Origin of the sequence: Nostoc sp. UIC 10607 (assembly GCF_047228265.1) — a bacterium.
Lineage (GTDB): Bacteria > Cyanobacteriota > Cyanobacteriia > Cyanobacteriales > Nostocaceae > Nostoc > Nostoc foliaceum_A.
In genome coordinates this window covers 18,489-35,160 of sequence record NZ_JBIQNW010000003.1, presented here as the reverse complement: position 1 = coordinate 35,160, position 16,672 = coordinate 18,489, and the positions used below count along the sequence as shown (strand labels likewise).

At 43.9% G+C, this 16,672-nt stretch carries 12 protein-coding genes; 10 read left to right on the top strand and 2 right to left on the bottom strand.

Annotated elements, in window-relative coordinates; genetic code table 11:
* Positions 1 to 201 precede the first annotated feature (201 nt).
* The 6 genes from ACEYW6_RS03765 (at position 202) to ACEYW6_RS03740 (ending at position 8,903) form a co-directional block, all read left to right on the top strand.
* Entirely contained in the window at positions 202 to 441 is a 240-nt protein-coding gene (locus ACEYW6_RS03765; protein WP_412978676.1) for a helix-turn-helix domain-containing protein, read from the top strand.
* 4 nt (positions 442 to 445) lie between these two features.
* Entirely contained in the window at positions 446 to 3,601 is a 3,156-nt protein-coding gene (locus tag ACEYW6_RS03760) for a PAS domain S-box protein (protein ID WP_412978675.1), read from the top strand.
* Positions 3,598 to 4,074: a response regulator gene (locus ACEYW6_RS03755; protein ID WP_190889919.1), complete on the top strand. Its 477-nt coding sequence runs from the start codon at positions 3,598 to 3,600 to the stop codon at positions 4,072 to 4,074. The genes ACEYW6_RS03760 and ACEYW6_RS03755 overlap by 4 nt, the downstream gene beginning before the upstream one ends.
* Positions 4,074 to 6,038, top strand: a complete 1,965-nt coding sequence (locus ACEYW6_RS03750; RefSeq protein WP_412978674.1) for a response regulator — start codon at positions 4,074 to 4,076, stop codon at positions 6,036 to 6,038. Before ACEYW6_RS03755 ends, ACEYW6_RS03750 begins: the two co-directional genes overlap by 1 nt.
* Before the next feature lie 309 nt (positions 6,039 to 6,347).
* Complete coding sequence (locus ACEYW6_RS03745) at positions 6,348 to 7,592, top strand: pentapeptide repeat-containing protein (RefSeq protein WP_412978673.1); 1,245 nt, start codon at positions 6,348 to 6,350, stop codon at positions 7,590 to 7,592.
* A 204-nt stretch (positions 7,593 to 7,796) separates the two neighbouring features.
* The gene (locus ACEYW6_RS03740) at positions 7,797 to 8,903 is read left to right on the top strand and encodes a TRAP transporter substrate-binding protein (protein WP_412978672.1); all 1,107 of its coding nucleotides are present in this window, start codon (positions 7,797 to 7,799) and stop codon (positions 8,901 to 8,903) included.
* Between the two features lie 161 nt (positions 8,904 to 9,064).
* On the opposite strand, the gene ACEYW6_RS03735 is transcribed toward ACEYW6_RS03740, so the two are convergent.
* Complete coding sequence (locus tag ACEYW6_RS03735; protein WP_412978671.1) at positions 9,065 to 10,402, bottom strand: TRAP transporter large permease; 1,338 nt, start codon at positions 10,400 to 10,402, stop codon at positions 9,065 to 9,067.
* Positions 10,386 to 10,940 carry a TRAP transporter small permease subunit gene (locus ACEYW6_RS03730; protein WP_412978670.1) on the bottom strand — a complete coding sequence of 185 codons (555 nt, stop codon included), beginning with the start codon at positions 10,938 to 10,940 and terminating at the stop codon, positions 10,386 to 10,388. The genes ACEYW6_RS03735 and ACEYW6_RS03730 overlap by 17 nt, the downstream gene beginning before the upstream one ends.
* 681 nt (positions 10,941 to 11,621) lie before the next feature.
* Between ACEYW6_RS03730 and ACEYW6_RS03725 the strand changes: the two genes are divergently transcribed.
* The 4 genes from ACEYW6_RS03725 (at position 11,622) to ACEYW6_RS03710 (ending at position 16,645) form a co-directional block, all read left to right on the top strand.
* Complete coding sequence (locus ACEYW6_RS03725; protein ID WP_412978669.1) at positions 11,622 to 12,821, top strand: ABC exporter membrane fusion protein; 1,200 nt, start codon at positions 11,622 to 11,624, stop codon at positions 12,819 to 12,821.
* 231 nt (positions 12,822 to 13,052) lie between these two features.
* Entirely contained in the window at positions 13,053 to 14,225 is a 1,173-nt protein-coding gene (gene devC, locus ACEYW6_RS03720; protein WP_196511129.1) for an ABC transporter permease DevC, read from the top strand.
* Positions 14,226 to 14,293: 68 nt separating this feature from the next.
* Positions 14,294 to 14,986 carry a DevA family ABC transporter ATP-binding protein gene (locus tag ACEYW6_RS03715; RefSeq protein WP_412978668.1) on the top strand — a complete coding sequence of 231 codons (693 nt, stop codon included), beginning with the start codon at positions 14,294 to 14,296 and terminating at the stop codon, positions 14,984 to 14,986.
* Between the two features lie 723 nt (positions 14,987 to 15,709).
* Positions 15,710 to 16,645, top strand: a complete 936-nt coding sequence (locus tag ACEYW6_RS03710; protein WP_412978667.1) for a M23 family metallopeptidase — start codon at positions 15,710 to 15,712, stop codon at positions 16,643 to 16,645.
* Positions 16,646 to 16,672 lie beyond the last annotated feature (27 nt).

Below are 16,672 nucleotides of genomic sequence, written 5' to 3'. Positions count from 1 at the left end.
CCTTTGAACCTGAACGTTGAGCCTTTGAACCTGAACGTTGACCTTCTGAACCTGAACGTTGATCTTTTTAACGATACAAGGTTAGCTAGACTAACAGCAAAACCCAGCTTACTGCTATACCTTAGAAATATTCCCTAAGCAAGAGATAAAAGATAGGACAGGTGTCCTATCCTAGTCATTCTATGAAAATAGGAAAAGGAGATGCCTGTAATAAAGCGGCTGGAAAGTTTAGATTTAATTCGGGATCTTCGGCAGCAACTCAATCTTTCTCAAAAACAGTTTGCTGCTAAATTAGGGGTTTCATTTAAAACAGTCAATCGTTGGGAAAATAGGCATACAGTGCCTTCACGGATAGCCCTAAAACTAATAGAAGAAATGTTACGCCAGATGGGTGAACCCGGCAAAAGCCTGCTGAACCAGTATTTTCCAGAAGCAGAGTAGAATTATGGCTTATAAAATGAGGGCACCTGAATCTAAAAACACCTTTGCTGGCGGTAGAGAGAAGGGCGCAATCATTCGGGAGCAACTGCTGTACTATGTTATTTCTTTGCTATCCGTTGCCTTAGCACTGGGGGGAACCCTGCTGCTTAATCCATATCTTGCTCCAACACCTGCTGCGCTGTTTTATGTTGCGGTGATGGTGAGTGCCTGGTACGGTGGCTTGGGCCCGGGGTTACTTGCTACCGTTTTGTCTACTTTGGCAATCAACTACTTCTTTTTTAAGCCATTCTATCCGCAGAATATTACAAATCTAAGTAGATTAGTACCATTAATTGTGTTCATGCTGGCAGCAGGGTTAATCAGTTCGCTCAACGAATCACACCGCACAGCCCAACGGAAAGTTGAAGCAAGTCTGAAGTCACTACGCGAAAGCGAGGCAAGGTTTGGTCGCTTAACAGAGTCCAATATTATCGGGGTAATTGTGGCTGATCTCAATGGCTTAATCATTGAAGCCAATGATGCCTTTTTGCAAATGCTCAATTATACCCGCGAGGATTTGCGCTCTGGTCGAATCCGCTGGGGCGAGATCACTCCACTCGAATACATTGAGGTGAGTGAGCGATCAATTCAAGAACTTATGATTACTGGGAGTTGTAAGCCTTTTGAGCAGGAATACATCCGCAAAGACGGCTCTCTAGTCCCCGCCCTACTTGGCTTTGCTAAACAGGGAGATAGGACAATCATTGGTTTTGTGCTTGACTTGAGCGAACAGCAAGCTGCACTACGCGATCGCAAACAAGCCGAAGCAGAAGCCCGGCATCGCACCCGCCAAGCCGAAGAAGCCCAGAGTATCCTGCAAATGCTCTTAGAACACGTCCCAGAGGGAATTACAATTACCGCCGGCCCCCCAGATTTCCCAATTATCGCCAACAGCAAACTCGCCCAAGAGCTTTTGGGTAGACCTAGTGAATCCCTCGTTGGCATGACTTCCAGCTACTACGCCCAGTCCTACGGTCTGTTTCTAGCTGATGGTGTAACGCGCCCTACCCCAGAACAACTCCCTTTGTACCGTGCTACGCGCTACGGTGAAACAATCCGCGATGAGGAGTGCATCATTGAACGTCCTGATGGAACCCGGATTACAGCCAGCGCTAATGTAGTACCCATTCTGGATTTCCAAGGTCAAATTATCGGTGCAATCAATTGCTGGCGGGATATCACCAACCGCAAGCGCATCGAGGAGGCACTGCGGCAACGAGAAACAGAACTTCGCTTAATTACAGATACGTTGCCAGTTCTGATTTCCTTTGTAGATTCAGAACAACGCTACCGCTTCAATAACCGAGCTTATGAAGAGTGGTTTGGGCATTCGACGGCAGAAGTTTATGGAAAGCATCTTTGGGATGTTTTGGGTGAATCCGCTTATGAAGTAGTTCGTCCCTATGTGGAACGAGTACTTGCAGGAGAGCAGGTCACTTATGAAACTGAAGTTCCTTATAAAGATGCTGGCACACGCTACATTCATGCTATTTGTGTTCCTCAGTTTAATCAACAGGGAACCATTGAAGGGTATGCGGCATTGATTACTGACATCAGCGAACAGCAAGCTGCGCTGCGCGATCGCAATCAGGCAGAAGCAGCGTTGCGTGAAAGTGAAGCCCGCTTTCGCCAGATGGCAGATACCGCTCCCATACTAATCTGGATGTCCGGCACTGACAAACTTTGTAACTACTTTAATAAACCCTGGCTAGATTTTACCGGGCGGACTCTAGAGCAAGAAATGGGCAATGGGTGGGCTGAAGGTGTTCATCCTGATGATTTTCAGCGTTGCTTAGACACATACACCAATGCCTTTGATGCCCGACAGAATTTTCAAATGGAATATCGCCTCAAACGCAATGATGGCGAATACCGTTGGCTTTTCGATAGTGGTGTGCCTCGGTTTGCACCAACGGGAGAGTTTCTCGGCTATATCGGCTCCTGTGTTGATATCCACGATCGCAATCTGGCACAAGAAACGCTACGTGATAGCGAGGAGCGATACCGAATTTTAACAGAGGTGTCACCGCAGGCTATTTGGATGGGCGATCGCCATAATGGTATTACTTATTGCAATCAATACTGGTTTGATTACAGTGGATTGACAATGGAGCAGACTGCTGGGTATGGCTGGATTGATATCATTCACCCTGAAGACCGCGATCGCGTTTTTAAAACTTCGATGCAGGCTGTTGCTAACGGTACAAACTACGAAGCAGAAATTCGCTTCCGTCGAGTTTCTGATGGTAGCTATCGTTGGCATCTTGTGCGGGGTTTGCCATTTCGAGATGCAGCCGGACAGATTATCAAGTGGGTGGGCGTCGCTAGCGACATTCACGATCGCAAAGTTGCTGAAGCCGCCCTGCAACAACTAAACGAAATGCTGGAGCAACGGATTCAAGAGCGCACCATGCAACTCGAAGCCGCCAATAAGGAACTCGAATCCTTCTCCTATTCAGTCTCTCACGACTTGCGATCGCCCTTTCGCCACATCGCCGGATTTATAGAATTGCTTCAGAAGCGACATAGCTCAACAACCTTAGATGAAACGAGTCAGCGCTATTTGAAAATAATTGCAGAAACTGCCAAACAAGCAGGAACATTAATCGATGAGTTGCTCACATTTTCTCGCATGGGGCGCACCGAAATGCGCTACATCGACCTCAATATGGAGCAACTAGTGGAAGAAATAAAACGCGATTTGCAACCCCAAATCCCAGGACGCAGAATCAATTGGCACATAGAGTCACTGCCAGAAGTGCAAGGTGACCCCTCCATGCTGCGGCTCGTTCTTCGCAACCTCATAGACAATGCCGTAAAATATACGCAGACTCGAAACCCAGCAGAAATTACTGTTGGCAGTACTGACAATGAAAACGAAGTTGTCTTTTTTGTACAAGATAACGGCGTAGGCTTTAATATGCAATATGTTCACAAGCTATTCGGAGTATTTCAACGCCTGCATAGCGACCCACAATTTGAAGGCACAGGTGTTGGATTGGCAAACGTGCAACGGATTATTCATCGGCATAATGGTCGAGTCTGGGCAGAAGCCATAGTTGACAGTGGAGCCACCTTCTATTTTTCACTACCTAAGTTGACGAAGAAGGAGGGCGAATGAAAGAACTCAAGCGAATTCTGCTGATTGAAGACAGTGCCAACGATGCAGAATTAATATTGGCTGCCTTGTCGGAAAATAATCTTGCCAACGAAGTGGTGGTGGTACGTGATGGAGAGGAAGCACTAGATTATCTCTATCGCCGGGGGCTATTCCGGTTGCGGATGGAGGGGCATCCTGTAGTGGTGCTTCTCGATTTGAAACTTCCTAAAATCGATGGACTAGAAGTGTTGGCAGAAATAAAATCTGACCCAATCATGCGAGTGATTCCAGTCGTGGTATTAACTTCTTCCCGTGAGGAGCCAGACTTAGTTCGGTGCTACGAGTTAGGCGTTAATGCCTATGTCGTCAAGCCTCTTGATTATCATGAGTTTGCTGATGCTATCAAAGGTGTGGGACTGTTTTGGGCAGTGATTAATCAGCCACCCCTTGGCGCTCTACCTTCTGTACCTCATCGTCAACAGGAGAGGAACTGATGAATTTCCTCCGTTTCCTGCTTTTGGAAGACAGTCTGTTAGATGCAGAGCTTGTCCAAGTGATATTAACCGAAGGGGGAATTAATTGCGAACTAATCCGAGTTGAAACTGGTGCTGACTTTTTGGCTGCTCTGGAAAAAGAGACTTTTGATTTAATTCTTGCCGATTATGCCCTGCCTTCTTTTGATGGCATTTCTGCTCTGGAAATTGCCCGAAATCGCTCTCCAGAAATTCCTTTTATCTTTGTCTCTGCGGCGTTGGGTGAAGAATTAGCGATCGAAGCCCTGAAGAACGGTGCAACTGATTATGTGTTAAAGCAACGACTAGGGCGGTTAGTTCCCTCAGTACAACGGGCATTACGGGAAGCCAAAGAACGCCGGGAGCGCCAGCAAGCAGAGGAGTCGCTACAGAAGAGTGAAGCCAAGTATCGCAGAATTGTTGATACCTCTTATGAGGGAATCTGGATGATTGACTCTCAATCACAAACAGAGTTCGTGAATCAACGGCTCTGTGAGATGTTGGGTTATCCGGCAGAAGAAATACTCGGTCGTTCTATGTTTGATTTTATCGAACAGATTGATGGAGTAGCAGCCCAAGAGAAAGTAGAGTGGCACAAGCGAGAAGGGAGTGATCTTAAAGAAGGTCGATTGAGATGCAAAGATGGTTCGTACATCTGGGCACTGATTTCTGCTAAAGCTATTTTTAGTGAACAAAATGAGTTCTTGGGCGCGATCGCTATGCTAACTGATATCAGCGATCGCAAACGCACCGAATCAGAACGCGATCGCCTTTTGCAACTTGAGCAAAGAGCCAGGGAGGAAGCAGAGGCTGCTAACCGGATAAAAGATGAGTTTTTGGCGGTACTTTCTCATGAATTGCGATCGCCGCTGAATCCGATTCTTGGTTGGGCAAAACTGTTGCAGAGCCGTAAATTTGATGATATATCGCTCAAAAAAGCCCTTGAAACCATTGAACGCAATGCCAAATTACAAGCTCAACTAATTGAAGATTTGTTAGATGTTTCTCGCATTCTCCAAGGTAAACTCAATCTCAACATGATACCAGTCAATCTGGCATCCACCATTGAAGCGGCAATGGAAACAGTGCGTTTAGCAGCAGAGGCTAAAACCATTCAGATTGAGACGACGCTTGATTTGAAGGGGAAAGTTTTGGGTGATTCAGCCCGCTTACAGCAAGTCTTCTGGAACCTTTTATCGAATGCTGTCAAGTTTACATCGGCTGGGGGAAAAGTAAATGTGCAATTGGAGTGCATCGACGCTCATGTGCAGATTACCGTCAGCGATACAGGTAAAGGCATTCACCCCGATTTTCTACCTCATGTGTTTGACTATTTCCGTCAGGGTGACGGTACAACAACTAGAAAGTTTGGTGGGCTAGGGTTAGGTTTAGCGATCGCTCGTCACTTGGTTGAGATGCACGGTGGAACGGTTTGGGGCCAAAGTCTTGGCGAGGATCAAGGAGCTATTTTCACAGTTAGGTTACCCCTGCTCAAGGAAAGTGTAACCATCGACGATGACCCGAATGCTGATTCCTCAACTGCCGTTTTTGCCTCTTCTCCCCTGATGGGTATACAAATCCTGATTGTAGATGACAATGCTGATACCCGCGACTTTTTCAGCTTTGTCTTGGAACAGTTTGGAGCGATCGTCACCGCAGTAGCATCAGGAGATGAAGCGTTACAAGCACTAACACAGTCAAAACCAGATATCTTACTCAGCGATATTGGGATGCCAGAGATGAACGGCTATATGCTGATAAAACAGGTGCGTGCTCTGGAAGCAGAAGCAGGGGGAAAAAAGATTCCAGCGATCGCTCTGACTGCTTATGCAGGCGAAATCAATCAGCAGCAAGCACTTCAAGCAGGCTTTCAACAGCACATCGTTAAACCTGTAGCACCAGAAGAATTGCTTATGGCGATTTCCAATTTAGTCACTTGTGCTTAGGTGTTTATTATAAATCTGAATCATTATATAAACCTCATTAACACCACAGATTTTAAACTATTCTTTACAGGTAATACAGGCGTTTTCAATTGCGTGAAATAGCTTCGTTTCATGCACAACAATGTTGTGTTACCACCGCTAAACCCCACAGTTCAGGGGATATTTGATAAATAAGGTGTCATAGATTTTATAGATGATCGCTATGAAGTAGATTCAGGGATCTGTCAAGTACTTCCGTGTTTGTACGCTATCAGATATTTACAGTTGCTCTTAAAATCGACCTAAATTTATTTACGTAAGGAGTCAGATATGAAGACTTATGACATGTCTTTCATAAAGGCAAATGGACTCACGACTTTGTTGGTATTTATCTCAATTATATTTCTTTTTTCATTAACTCTAATTTTCTCATTCTTTGAAAATATTGCAGGATTTTCAAATCAAGAAAAACTAGAATATATTAATCAAGCATTAACAACTCTCGCAATAATCATTGGGGGATTGGCATTAATTATTAATGCTTACTATACTTCCAGACTTTCTTTTGGTGAAAATCAGAGTGTATTAACCAAATTCCTGGGTGCGACACTAGCTTGGGACAACAACATCGAAACTGGCATTAATAACACCCAAAAAACTCTAGAAGAAATTGTTCCAGAACGTTTTTCTAAAGCAATTGAACAGTTGGGCAATGAAAAAATTGAAACGCGGTTTGCCGCAATTTATGCTTTAGAACGAATTGCCAAGGATTCTCACAAAGACCATTGGACAATTATGGAAATTCTCGCTGCTTTTATCCGCGAAAATGCCCCGGTGAATCCAAAATATGAGGACGAGTCACAGAACTCATCAAAACTTCCTACAGATATTCAAACAGCTTTGACTGTCATTGGACGACGTGATTCACATAAAGATCCGGTAAACCAGAAACTAGATTTACGCAATACAGACCTCAGTAATGCAGATTTAACAGACGCTAACCTCTCTAGGGCAATCCTCGTAGGCGCTAACTTGCAATGGGTCAATTTTACACGAGCAAATCTGTCTGAGGCAGACTTATCAATCACCTATCTTTGTGGGTCAATTTTCTATGAAGCCAACCTGCAAAAAGCAATCCTCCCAGAAGCCAATCTCCAAGGCGTAGTCCTCAGAAAGGCAAACCTTTCCAAGGCAATCCTTTATGATGCCAACTTGGAAGGGGCAATCCTTTGTGATGCCAAATTAGAAGAAGCAATCCTTTGCGGTGCCAACTTAGAAGGAGCAATTCTTTGTGATGCCAACTTGGAAAGAGTAAACTTTGAAGATAGCAACCTCCAAGATGCAAACCTGATTGGCAGTAACTTGCAAAACGCCAAACTTGCTGGAGCCAACTTAGAAGGTGTGTTACTCAGTACAGCCAATCTGCAAGATGCTAACCTCCAAGAAACTAACCTCTCTAGGGCAAACTTGAACGGCTGTGAAAACCTAGAATTACAGCAGATTGAACAGGCAATTGGCGATCGCACCACAATCTTACCGGAAAATTTTAAGATACCCCAACACTGGAAGTATTGAAGGAGGCAGAAGGAAAACTGCCCTCTGTTCTTGATAAAAATCTCAGTTTCAGCATCTAAAACTCAATTACACAGTAGGGGCGCACAGCTATAGCTATGTGCCCCTACTGCGTTGAATTTAATACCTAAAACTAAAAAATTGCCAAAAACCTGATAAATATTCTCTATCAGCCTAAATTTTCCGCAATTTAAATCATTAACAATTATGAAACGCCGAGAGGTTCTCAACACAGCTGCGATCGCCACCGCAACTGCTGCTACCATAGTTTCTTGTAGCCAAACTGGTAAATCCCCTAGTGTGCAAGCAGGGCTACCAAATATCCGTTGGCGCATGGCCACTAGCTGGCCCAAATCTTTGGGTACTTTTATCGGCGCAGAAACAGTTTCTCGGCGAGTTGAGGAAATGACCAATGGACGTTTCCAGATTACGCCCTTTGCCGCCGGAGAGTTAGTACCAGGATTGCAAGTCTTGGATGCTGTACAAGCCGGGACTGTTGAATGCGGTCACACATCAAGTTACTATTACATTGGTAAAAGTCCAGCATTAGCCTTCGCCACCTCCGTACCCTTCGGTTTAAACGCCCAACAGCAAAATGCTTGGCTTTATAACGGTGGTGGATTGGAAGCCATACACAAAATTTATACCAACTTCAACGTGATTAGTTTTCCTGCTGGTAGTACTGGCGCACAGATGGGGGGATGGTTCAAAAAAGAAATCAAATCTATTTCTGATCTTAAAGGGTTGAAAATGCGAATTCCAGGATTAGGCGGAGAAGTCATGTCCCGCTTAGGGGTGAATGTGCAAGTATTACCTGGAGGCGAAGTTTATCTAGCATTGGATAGGGGAGCAATTGATGCTGCTGAGTGGGTAGGCCCTTACGATGATGAGAAACTCGGTTTAAATAAAGCTGCCCAATTTTACTATTACCCCGGCTGGTGGGAACCAGGGCCAACCTTAGATGTGTTAGTTAACCTAACTGCTTGGAATCGCCTACCCAAAGAATACCAAGAGGTTTTGAAGACAGCGACTATTGAAGCAAACTTGAATATGCTTAGTCAGTACGATTCTTTGAATGGGCAAGCAATGACACGGTTACTGGCTAGTGGTACAAAGCTAGTTCCTTACAGTCAGGATATTATGCAAGCAGCCCAAAAAACTTCCTTTGAGTTGTTTGAAGAAAATGCTAGCAAGGATGTGGCTTTTAAACAAGTTTACGAACAGTGGAAAGCATTTCGACAGCAGATTTTTAATTGGAATCGCGTTAACGAATTAAGTTATGCCAACTTCGTCACTTCCAATAACATAAGTTAACAAGGTAACTTAGAAAATTCTTTGCTTTTCTCTCTGCGCTCTCTGCGCCTCTGCGGTTCAAAAGCAATTTATTTAACCGCAGAGGCGCAGAGGACACAGAGGAAAGAGAAATTATTTGCCAATTTTACCCACTTTTATAGTCCTAACTCCTAACTATTCAACTAGCTTCCCAAAGATGGTAAAAAACTGACAATTCCCGGAAAAATAATAATTAACATCAGTACCAAAAGTTGCAACAAAATAAACGGTATTGCACCGCGATAGATATCCTTTGTAGTTACTTCCGGTGGTGCGACACCGCGCAGGTAAAACAGGGCGAAGCCAAAGGGAGGCGTGAGGAAAGAAGTTTGCAGATTTGCGCCCAAAATTACGCCGTACCAAACTAAGTCAATACCCAAGTTTTGGGCAACTGGTACAAATAGGGGGACGACAATAAAGGCAATCTCGAAAAAGTCGATGAAAAAGCCAAGGATGAATACCACAGCCATGCTGATAACCAAAAAGCCGGTTTTACCGCCGGGGAGATTAGCGAGAACATCGAACATGAAGCGATCGCCATTTAATCCCCGAAAGACTAAACTAAAAGCTGTGGAACCAAACAGGATAAAAACCACCATGCTGGTGATTCGCAAAGTGGCATCACAAACTTGACGTAGAGATTCTAAGGTAAGTTTACGGTTAGCAGCCGCCAGTGCGATCGCACCACCACAACCCACTGCACCCGCTTCTGTCGGCGTAGCAATGCCAAAAAATATACTTCCCAGCACCAATAAAATCAGTATCAAAGGTGGTATCATCACCTGAATTACTCGCCTTCCCAAAGCTTTCCCACCAATTTCTCTGACATCAGCAGGTAAGGCTGGTGCTAAATCTGGCTTCAAAAATGCCACAATTAGCACGTGTAGGGCAAATGCACTTGCCATCATCAAACCGGGAATCACTGAACCGAGGAACAAGTCGCCCACCGACACACCTAACTGATCACCCAGTACTACTAACACCACACTCGGCGGGATAATTTGCCCCAAGGTTCCTGACGCAGCTATGACACCAGTAGCCAATTCTTTGTTGTACCCATAGCGCAGCATAATTGGCAGAGAAATCAAACCCATTGCTACCACTGTCGCCGCTACTACACCAGTTGTAGCTGCAAGCATTGCACCTACCAATATCACAGCTAAAGCCAGTCCACCACGCAAGCGTCCCAACAAAATCCCCATCGTTTCTAACAGCCTTTCTGCTATCCCAGATTTCTCCAGCATTGCCCCCATGAAGATGAAGTAAGGGATAGCTAATAAGGTATAGTTTGCCATGATGCCAAAAATCCGCTGTGGCATGGCAGTAAGAAATACTGGGTCAAATACACCTAAGCTAATTCCTAGGATTCCAAATAAAATTGCCACACCACCCAATGAAAATGCTACCGGATATCCCAGCGACAACAGCACCAAAGCACCAGCAAACATCAGTGGCCCCAACCATTCATAAGCCAATGTCATGATTTTCCTCCTGAGGTTCTATTCTGCTTTGGAGAATTGCCAAGTTTTTGATCGCCTGAGAAATTCCCTGGAAAATCAGCAGCACAAAGCCGACAATAATCATCGCTTTAATGGGGTAACGAGGCAACCCACCAGGATCAGATGAGGCTTCCTTGATTTGCCATGAAGCCACAACGGCATCCCAAGAAAAAATGATTACGATGATGCAGAATGGGATGAGAAAAAGTATCGTCCCTAGTAAGTCTGCAAGTGCCTTTCGCCGAGGCGGCCAATTACTGTAAAAAATATCAACACGGACGTGTTCGTTATGCTTGAGGGTATAAGCTGCTCCCAATAAGAAAACTAAATCAAAAATATACCATTGAGATTCTATGTAAGCGTTGGAAGTGAAATTATTACCACTAATTCGTCCGAGATATCGCCCGACAACATTCCACACACCAAGTAGGATCATTACTAGCACCAGCCAACTGCTAAATCGACCAATGCGTTCAGTGCAATTATCAATAATTTTTGATATTCTTAATAATTTTTCCAATGGTTATTTTGCCTCTTGCATTGATGTCAGAGACTTCTCTCGATCCCATAAGAGATACTTAGAGCTTTTTTGTTCAGAAGTCCCTAAATGTAGTTTACAGCCCGATAGTCAAGAATCTGATCCTTTCAGTAGAAAATGTTTCTATCTATCTTATTTAACGATTTAAATCTCTTTAACAGGAGTAAAGGTTGGAGTTACTAATAATGCTACTAATAACGATCGCGCACTGAAGTTCTGGGTAGCAAATGGGTTAATAAACTTAAAAAGCAATTCATAAAAAGTAATTTTAGGAGTGAAATATATCACTAAAAATAATAAAATTATCAAATTTAAATAGATATTTAGTAATTGCGATTTATTTGTTTTTGATGACAAAAAACTTTTACTTTTGACTGAATTTACCTCTGATTGTTGGCACTGTTACAACCCGTAATTTTGAAACCGTTTACTATACCTGAGTACTTTCAAAAAAACAAAGTAGTTCGTCAGTAACATAAATCTCTTAATATTCGAGATTGACTTTTTGTTATCCTATCCAGCTAAATTGCACTAGGTTGATAAATTCTCAACGAATTCCACTTTTTATGAACTCTGAATCGATAAATTAACAATACTAACAGAGGTAACGAGAAAAGCTTAATCTATTTAGTTTTTTCTGCGCCACTAGTTAAGAGGTAATCTATGGTGCGAAACTCAAAGCTAGGGTACAGACCGTTCCCTAAGTCTATTCTGCGTCCATCCGTTGCTATAGGTATAATTGCATCTTTATTGGTTGGCGGAATAAGTTTTTATATAGTAAAACGCTGGCAAAATTATGCAAATTTAGAGATCCAAGTGCCAGCAACACAATTGCCACAGTTAAAAACGGTAACAGCTTTAGGATGGATCGAACCAGAGGGAAAGGTAATTAAACTCTCTGCTGCGGTGTCTACGGAAGGAAGTCGGGTAGAAAAGTTGTTAGTAAAGGAGGGGGATAGGGTAAAAGCAGGACAGGTGATTGCGATTTTGAATAGCCACGATCGCTTGCAAGCAGAATTAAAAGAGGCGCACGAACAAGTAAAAGTAGCCCAGGCAAACCTAAACCGCATCCAAGCAGGTGCTAAACGTGGTGAAATTGCTGCCCAAAAAGCTGCGATCGCTCGCCTAGAAGCAGAACGCCAAGGTAATATTAATACCCAAGTAGCGACAATTGAACGATTCCAAGCCGAAGTGCGCAACGCCCAAGCAGAAGACGAACGCTATCAGCAACTATATCAAAAGGGCGCAATTTCTGCCTCCCAACGGGATAATAAGCGTTTAAGCTTGGAAACTGCCCAAAAAAGTCTGCAAGAAGCACAGGCACAGTTAAATCGTACCCAATCAACTAGCCAGCAACAGGTAAAGGAAGCCACAGCCACACTCGATGAAATCGCTGAGATACGCGGAGTAGATGTAGAAGCTGCCCAAGCAGAAATCAATCGTGCCGTAGCAGCCATGAATCTGGCAAAAGTCAATCTTAAACAGGCCGAGGTGCGATCGCCCCAAAATGGACAGGTATTCGAGATCCATACCCATCCTGGCGAATTAGTATCAAATGATGGCATTGCTGATATCGGACAAACTAGCCAAATGTATGTAATCGCTGAAGTCTACGAAAGCGATATTGGCAAAGTGCATTCAGGGCAGCAAGTGCGAGTACTTGGTGATTACCTCCCAATTGAATTGCAGGGAATCGTAGATCACAAGGGCTTGCAAGTGCGACGGCAGAATGTGATTAACACAGATCCCGTCAGTAATATCGACAACAGAGTAGTAGAAGTCCATATCCGACTAGATGAAGCCTCCAGCCGAAAAGCTGCCACCTTAACCAATATGCAAGTTAAGGCAGTAATTGAACTTTAAGCTCATCCCACCCCTAAAAGGGGATGGGATTTCACAAAAGACTGATGACGGTTGACAGTTAACAGTCATCAGTCAACAGTTAACGGCGGGGCAGCTATCCCGGATACCCCTTGTTCGCACAGCGTCTCGTAGAGAAGAAGTGTGCTTCCCACCGCCTTGGTGAAACCATAGGGTTCTGAGGTGGATGAACGAGTCCCCAATTTCCAGTCCCTAACCCCCAGTACCTAGATTATGGGATTGATCAAACAACTGCGACGGCGAACCCCTCTTGGATGGCTGCAACTGAGTCATGAAAAAAGCCGTCTTTTGGTGGCATTGTCAGGCATTGCCTTTGCGGATCTTCTCATGTTCATGCAACTGGGCTTTCAGACTGCGCTGTATGACAGTAACACGAGACTGCATCGCAGTTTGCAAGCAGACATTGTTTTAACGAGTCCCCAAGCCCGTAACCTGCCAAGCTTGTCTACATTTTCTCGTCGGCGACTTTACCAAGCAATGGATATACCAGGGGTGAAGTCGGCAGAACCAATGTATTTCAACAACACAATCTGGAAAAATCCTCAAACACACCGTGAGACGGGGGTGTTAGTTATCGGCTTTAACCCAGACAAGCCAGCCTTTGACTTACCAGATGTTAACCAGCAATTGCAAGCGATCAAAATGCCGAATACCGTCTTGTTTGATCGTGGTGCAAGAGGAGATTATCAAAAAGCGATCGCTCAAATTGACCAAGGTAAAACCCTAACCACTGAAATAGAACGGCGCACAATTACCATTAGTGGCTTATTCCAAGTCGGGGCTTCCTTTGGCGCTGATGGCAACCTGATTACCAGCGATCAAAACTTTTTGCGGCTATTTTCCGGGCGACAGTCAAGTAGTGTCAGTCTAGGTTTGATTAAGGTAAAACCAGGCTATGACCCGAAAAAGGTAGCAGCAACATTGAAAGCTTACCTCAGAGATGATGTCAGAGTTTTAACCCACAAAGAATTTATTGAATTTGAAAACAACTTCTGGAGAACAAATTCTCCAATTGGATTTATCTTCAGCCTGGGTGTATCGATGGGCTTTGTGGTGGGCGTGATTATCGTCTATCAAGTCCTTTCCACTGATGTTAATGCCCATGTTCGGGAATACGCCACCTTCAAAGCAATGGGATATCGCAATTATTACCTGCTAGGTGTGGTGCTTGAAGAATCGTTGATATTAGCAGCACTGGGTTTTTTCCCCGGTTTGGGAGTATCCTTAGCACTTTACCAACTGACTCGCAGTGCCACAAATTTACCCATGTACATGACTGCAATTCGGGCATTGCAGGTATTAGTGCTGACTATCATTATGTGTACAATTTCCGGTGCGATCGCAACCCGCAAACTCCAAGCCACCGACCCCGCTGATATGTTCTAAAACTGGGGGACAAGAAACAGGCAAGAATTTTTACAACTCCAAACTCCAAACTCCTCCACTCCCCAAATATGCTTCCCGTCATCTCTATTAAAAATCTCGACCACCACTTTGGTTACGGCTCACTCCGCAAGCAAGTTTTATATAATATCAACTTGGAGATTAACGCCGGCGAAATTATTATTATGACTGGGCCCTCTGGTTCTGGAAAGACAACCTTGCTGACCTTGGTGGGTGGGTTGCGTTCTGCCCAATCTGGTAGTTTGCGGGTGTTGGGACGAGAACTTTGTGGTGCTAGTGCTGAACAACTAGTACAGGCGCGACGGCGTAACGGTTATATTTTCCAAGGGCATAACTTGCATGGTAGTTTAACAGCGCTCCAAAATGTCAAAATAGCTTTGGAATTGCACCAACATCTTGACTTAAAAAAGATGCTAGCTAGATCAGCCCAAATGCTAGAGCAGGTAGGATTAGGAAATCATTTGCATTACTATCCTGATAAACTGTCTGGGGGACAAAAACAAAGAGTAGCGATCGCTCGCGCCTTAGTCATTCATCCTCAAATAATCCTAGCGGATGAACCCACCGCCGCCCTTGACAGTCAATCGGGACGAGATGTAGTCAATCTCATGCAAAAACTGGCAAAAGAACAAAGCTGTACCATCTTGATGGTTACTCATGACAACCGCATCCTAGACATTGCCGATCGCATCGTTGACATGGAAGATGGTAAGCTCAAGTCAAAAGTAAAACTATCAGCTTAGAGTTGATAGTCTTTATGAGCTTCAAAACTCGGAACGAAAAAATTTTAGGTAAAATCACTGTTATTTTACATCTATACCAACACTAGTAATATCTGTTACGAGTGTATAAACGGCGATTAAGAATTAGATAAACCGAAAATCCTATAATTTCACACTATATATCAATAAAACTTATCATAGGGTGGGCATCTTATCCGCCCTACTTGTGCTATTAAATGTTCACCAGCTTACTAAAGTTAGTTTTACCTAAATTTTATGGGGTTATTTATGACACTTTCCTGCTGGGTTAACTGGTTTAGGTGATTTTCCTACACCAACTTTTGCCTAACAGCGTAGTACGAGTGTCCAGTTGAACAAGTGTCCAGTTGATTCCAAGATTTTCTTCAAGTATTATTATGTAATGGCTAAACTCCAGGAAGTTTCATTTGTTGCCTAACAAATGATATACCTATGGCAAGCCACGAGAGCGTCTTTGCCATCAATCTAGTTAAATTTTAAGATTATTGCCAATGGAATACACCTTGGTTATTAAAACACCAATTCACTAAATTACAGTTACAAATCATTCTCCCTTGTCTTTTCCCCCCTACCCCTGTCCTAACCATAATTTCCTGGAGGATTTCCAAAATTTATAGTTTTCATCAACATCTGCTGCAAACAGGAAACACTAGTAAAAATAAGCTAGTCTATTTTCCAACACAAACAAGGGATTTTTGTAGCTCTATGATTATTGAGAATAGCACTAGTAGTTCAAACAAAAAGTTGCTCGGTTTTGATGTAAAAAGTTTGACAGCGAATCGCCGTGCAATAAATGTGTTAAAGGGAATATTTGCTGTTCTCCCTCTCACCTTGGCATTGCCTGTAGATGCTTTACAAGTAAAGGTGACTCCAACTAATCCTAAATTAGGGGATACACTCTCGGTGGAGATTAATCTAGATAATCCTGAGAATGGTACAAATCCAACAGTAGCAAGTGGTAATAATACATACCCAGCTTTTGAAATTGCGCCCAATCAGTATCGGGCCTTTGTTCCCACAACACCACTAGAAAAAGCTGGAACTAGAACACTTAGGGTTACGGGAGATGGTCAGGTGCAAAACTTGGCAGTGAATGTGCTTAATCGCAAATTCCCCGTACAACGCATTACTTTACCACCTGGCAAAGCCGGAGTGGGTGCCACAGAGCTTGAACTTAAGCGGGTGGCAGCTTTTAAGGCGTTACAAACACCAGAAAAGTATTGGAATGGAGTATTTCTGAAACCAAATGCAGGGCGGATGAGTACAACCTATGGTGTACGTCGCTACTATAATGGTACATTTGCAAAGGACTACTATCATCGTGGTCTTGACTACGCTGGTGCTGCCGGTTCATCGGTAATTGCCCCAGCCGCTGGACGAGTTGCTTTGGTAGGTAGGGTATCCCAAGGGTTTCGGGTTCATGGTAACGTAGTTGGCATTGACCACGGTCAAGGAGTAACCAGTATTTTCATGCACCTGAGTCGTATTAACGTTCAAGAAGGTGATGTTGTGAAAGCTGGTCAACTAATTGGTGCAGTAGGTTCAACAGGTGCTTCCACTGGGCCACATTTACACTGGGGTCTGTATGTCAACGGACAATCTGTAGATCCAACACCTTGGCGAACTAAGGTCGTTAATTAGTAGAGACGGAGTTATCGCGTCTGTGCA

Coding starts and splice junctions, on each gene's coding strand:
- ACEYW6_RS03765 (WP_412978676.1), top strand. CDS start 202: ATGCCTGTAATAAAGCGGCTGGAAAGTTTAGATTTAATTCGGGATCTT.
- ACEYW6_RS03760 (WP_412978675.1), top strand. CDS start 446: ATGGCTTATAAAATGAGGGCACCTGAATCTAAAAACACCTTTGCTGGC.
- ACEYW6_RS03755 (WP_190889919.1), top strand. CDS start 3,598: ATGAAAGAACTCAAGCGAATTCTGCTGATTGAAGACAGTGCCAACGAT.
- ACEYW6_RS03750 (WP_412978674.1), top strand. CDS start 4,074: ATGAATTTCCTCCGTTTCCTGCTTTTGGAAGACAGTCTGTTAGATGCA.
- ACEYW6_RS03745 (WP_412978673.1), top strand. CDS start 6,348: ATGAAGACTTATGACATGTCTTTCATAAAGGCAAATGGACTCACGACT.
- ACEYW6_RS03740 (WP_412978672.1), top strand. CDS start 7,797: ATGAAACGCCGAGAGGTTCTCAACACAGCTGCGATCGCCACCGCAACT.
- ACEYW6_RS03735 (WP_412978671.1), bottom strand. CDS start 10,402: ATGACATTGGCTTATGAATGGTTGGGGCCACTGATGTTTGCTGGTGCT.
- ACEYW6_RS03725 (WP_412978669.1), top strand. CDS start 11,622: ATGGTGCGAAACTCAAAGCTAGGGTACAGACCGTTCCCTAAGTCTATT.
- devC (WP_196511129.1), top strand. CDS start 13,053: ATGGGATTGATCAAACAACTGCGACGGCGAACCCCTCTTGGATGGCTG.
- ACEYW6_RS03715 (WP_412978668.1), top strand. CDS start 14,294: ATGCTTCCCGTCATCTCTATTAAAAATCTCGACCACCACTTTGGTTAC.
- ACEYW6_RS03710 (WP_412978667.1), top strand. CDS start 15,710: ATGATTATTGAGAATAGCACTAGTAGTTCAAACAAAAAGTTGCTCGGT.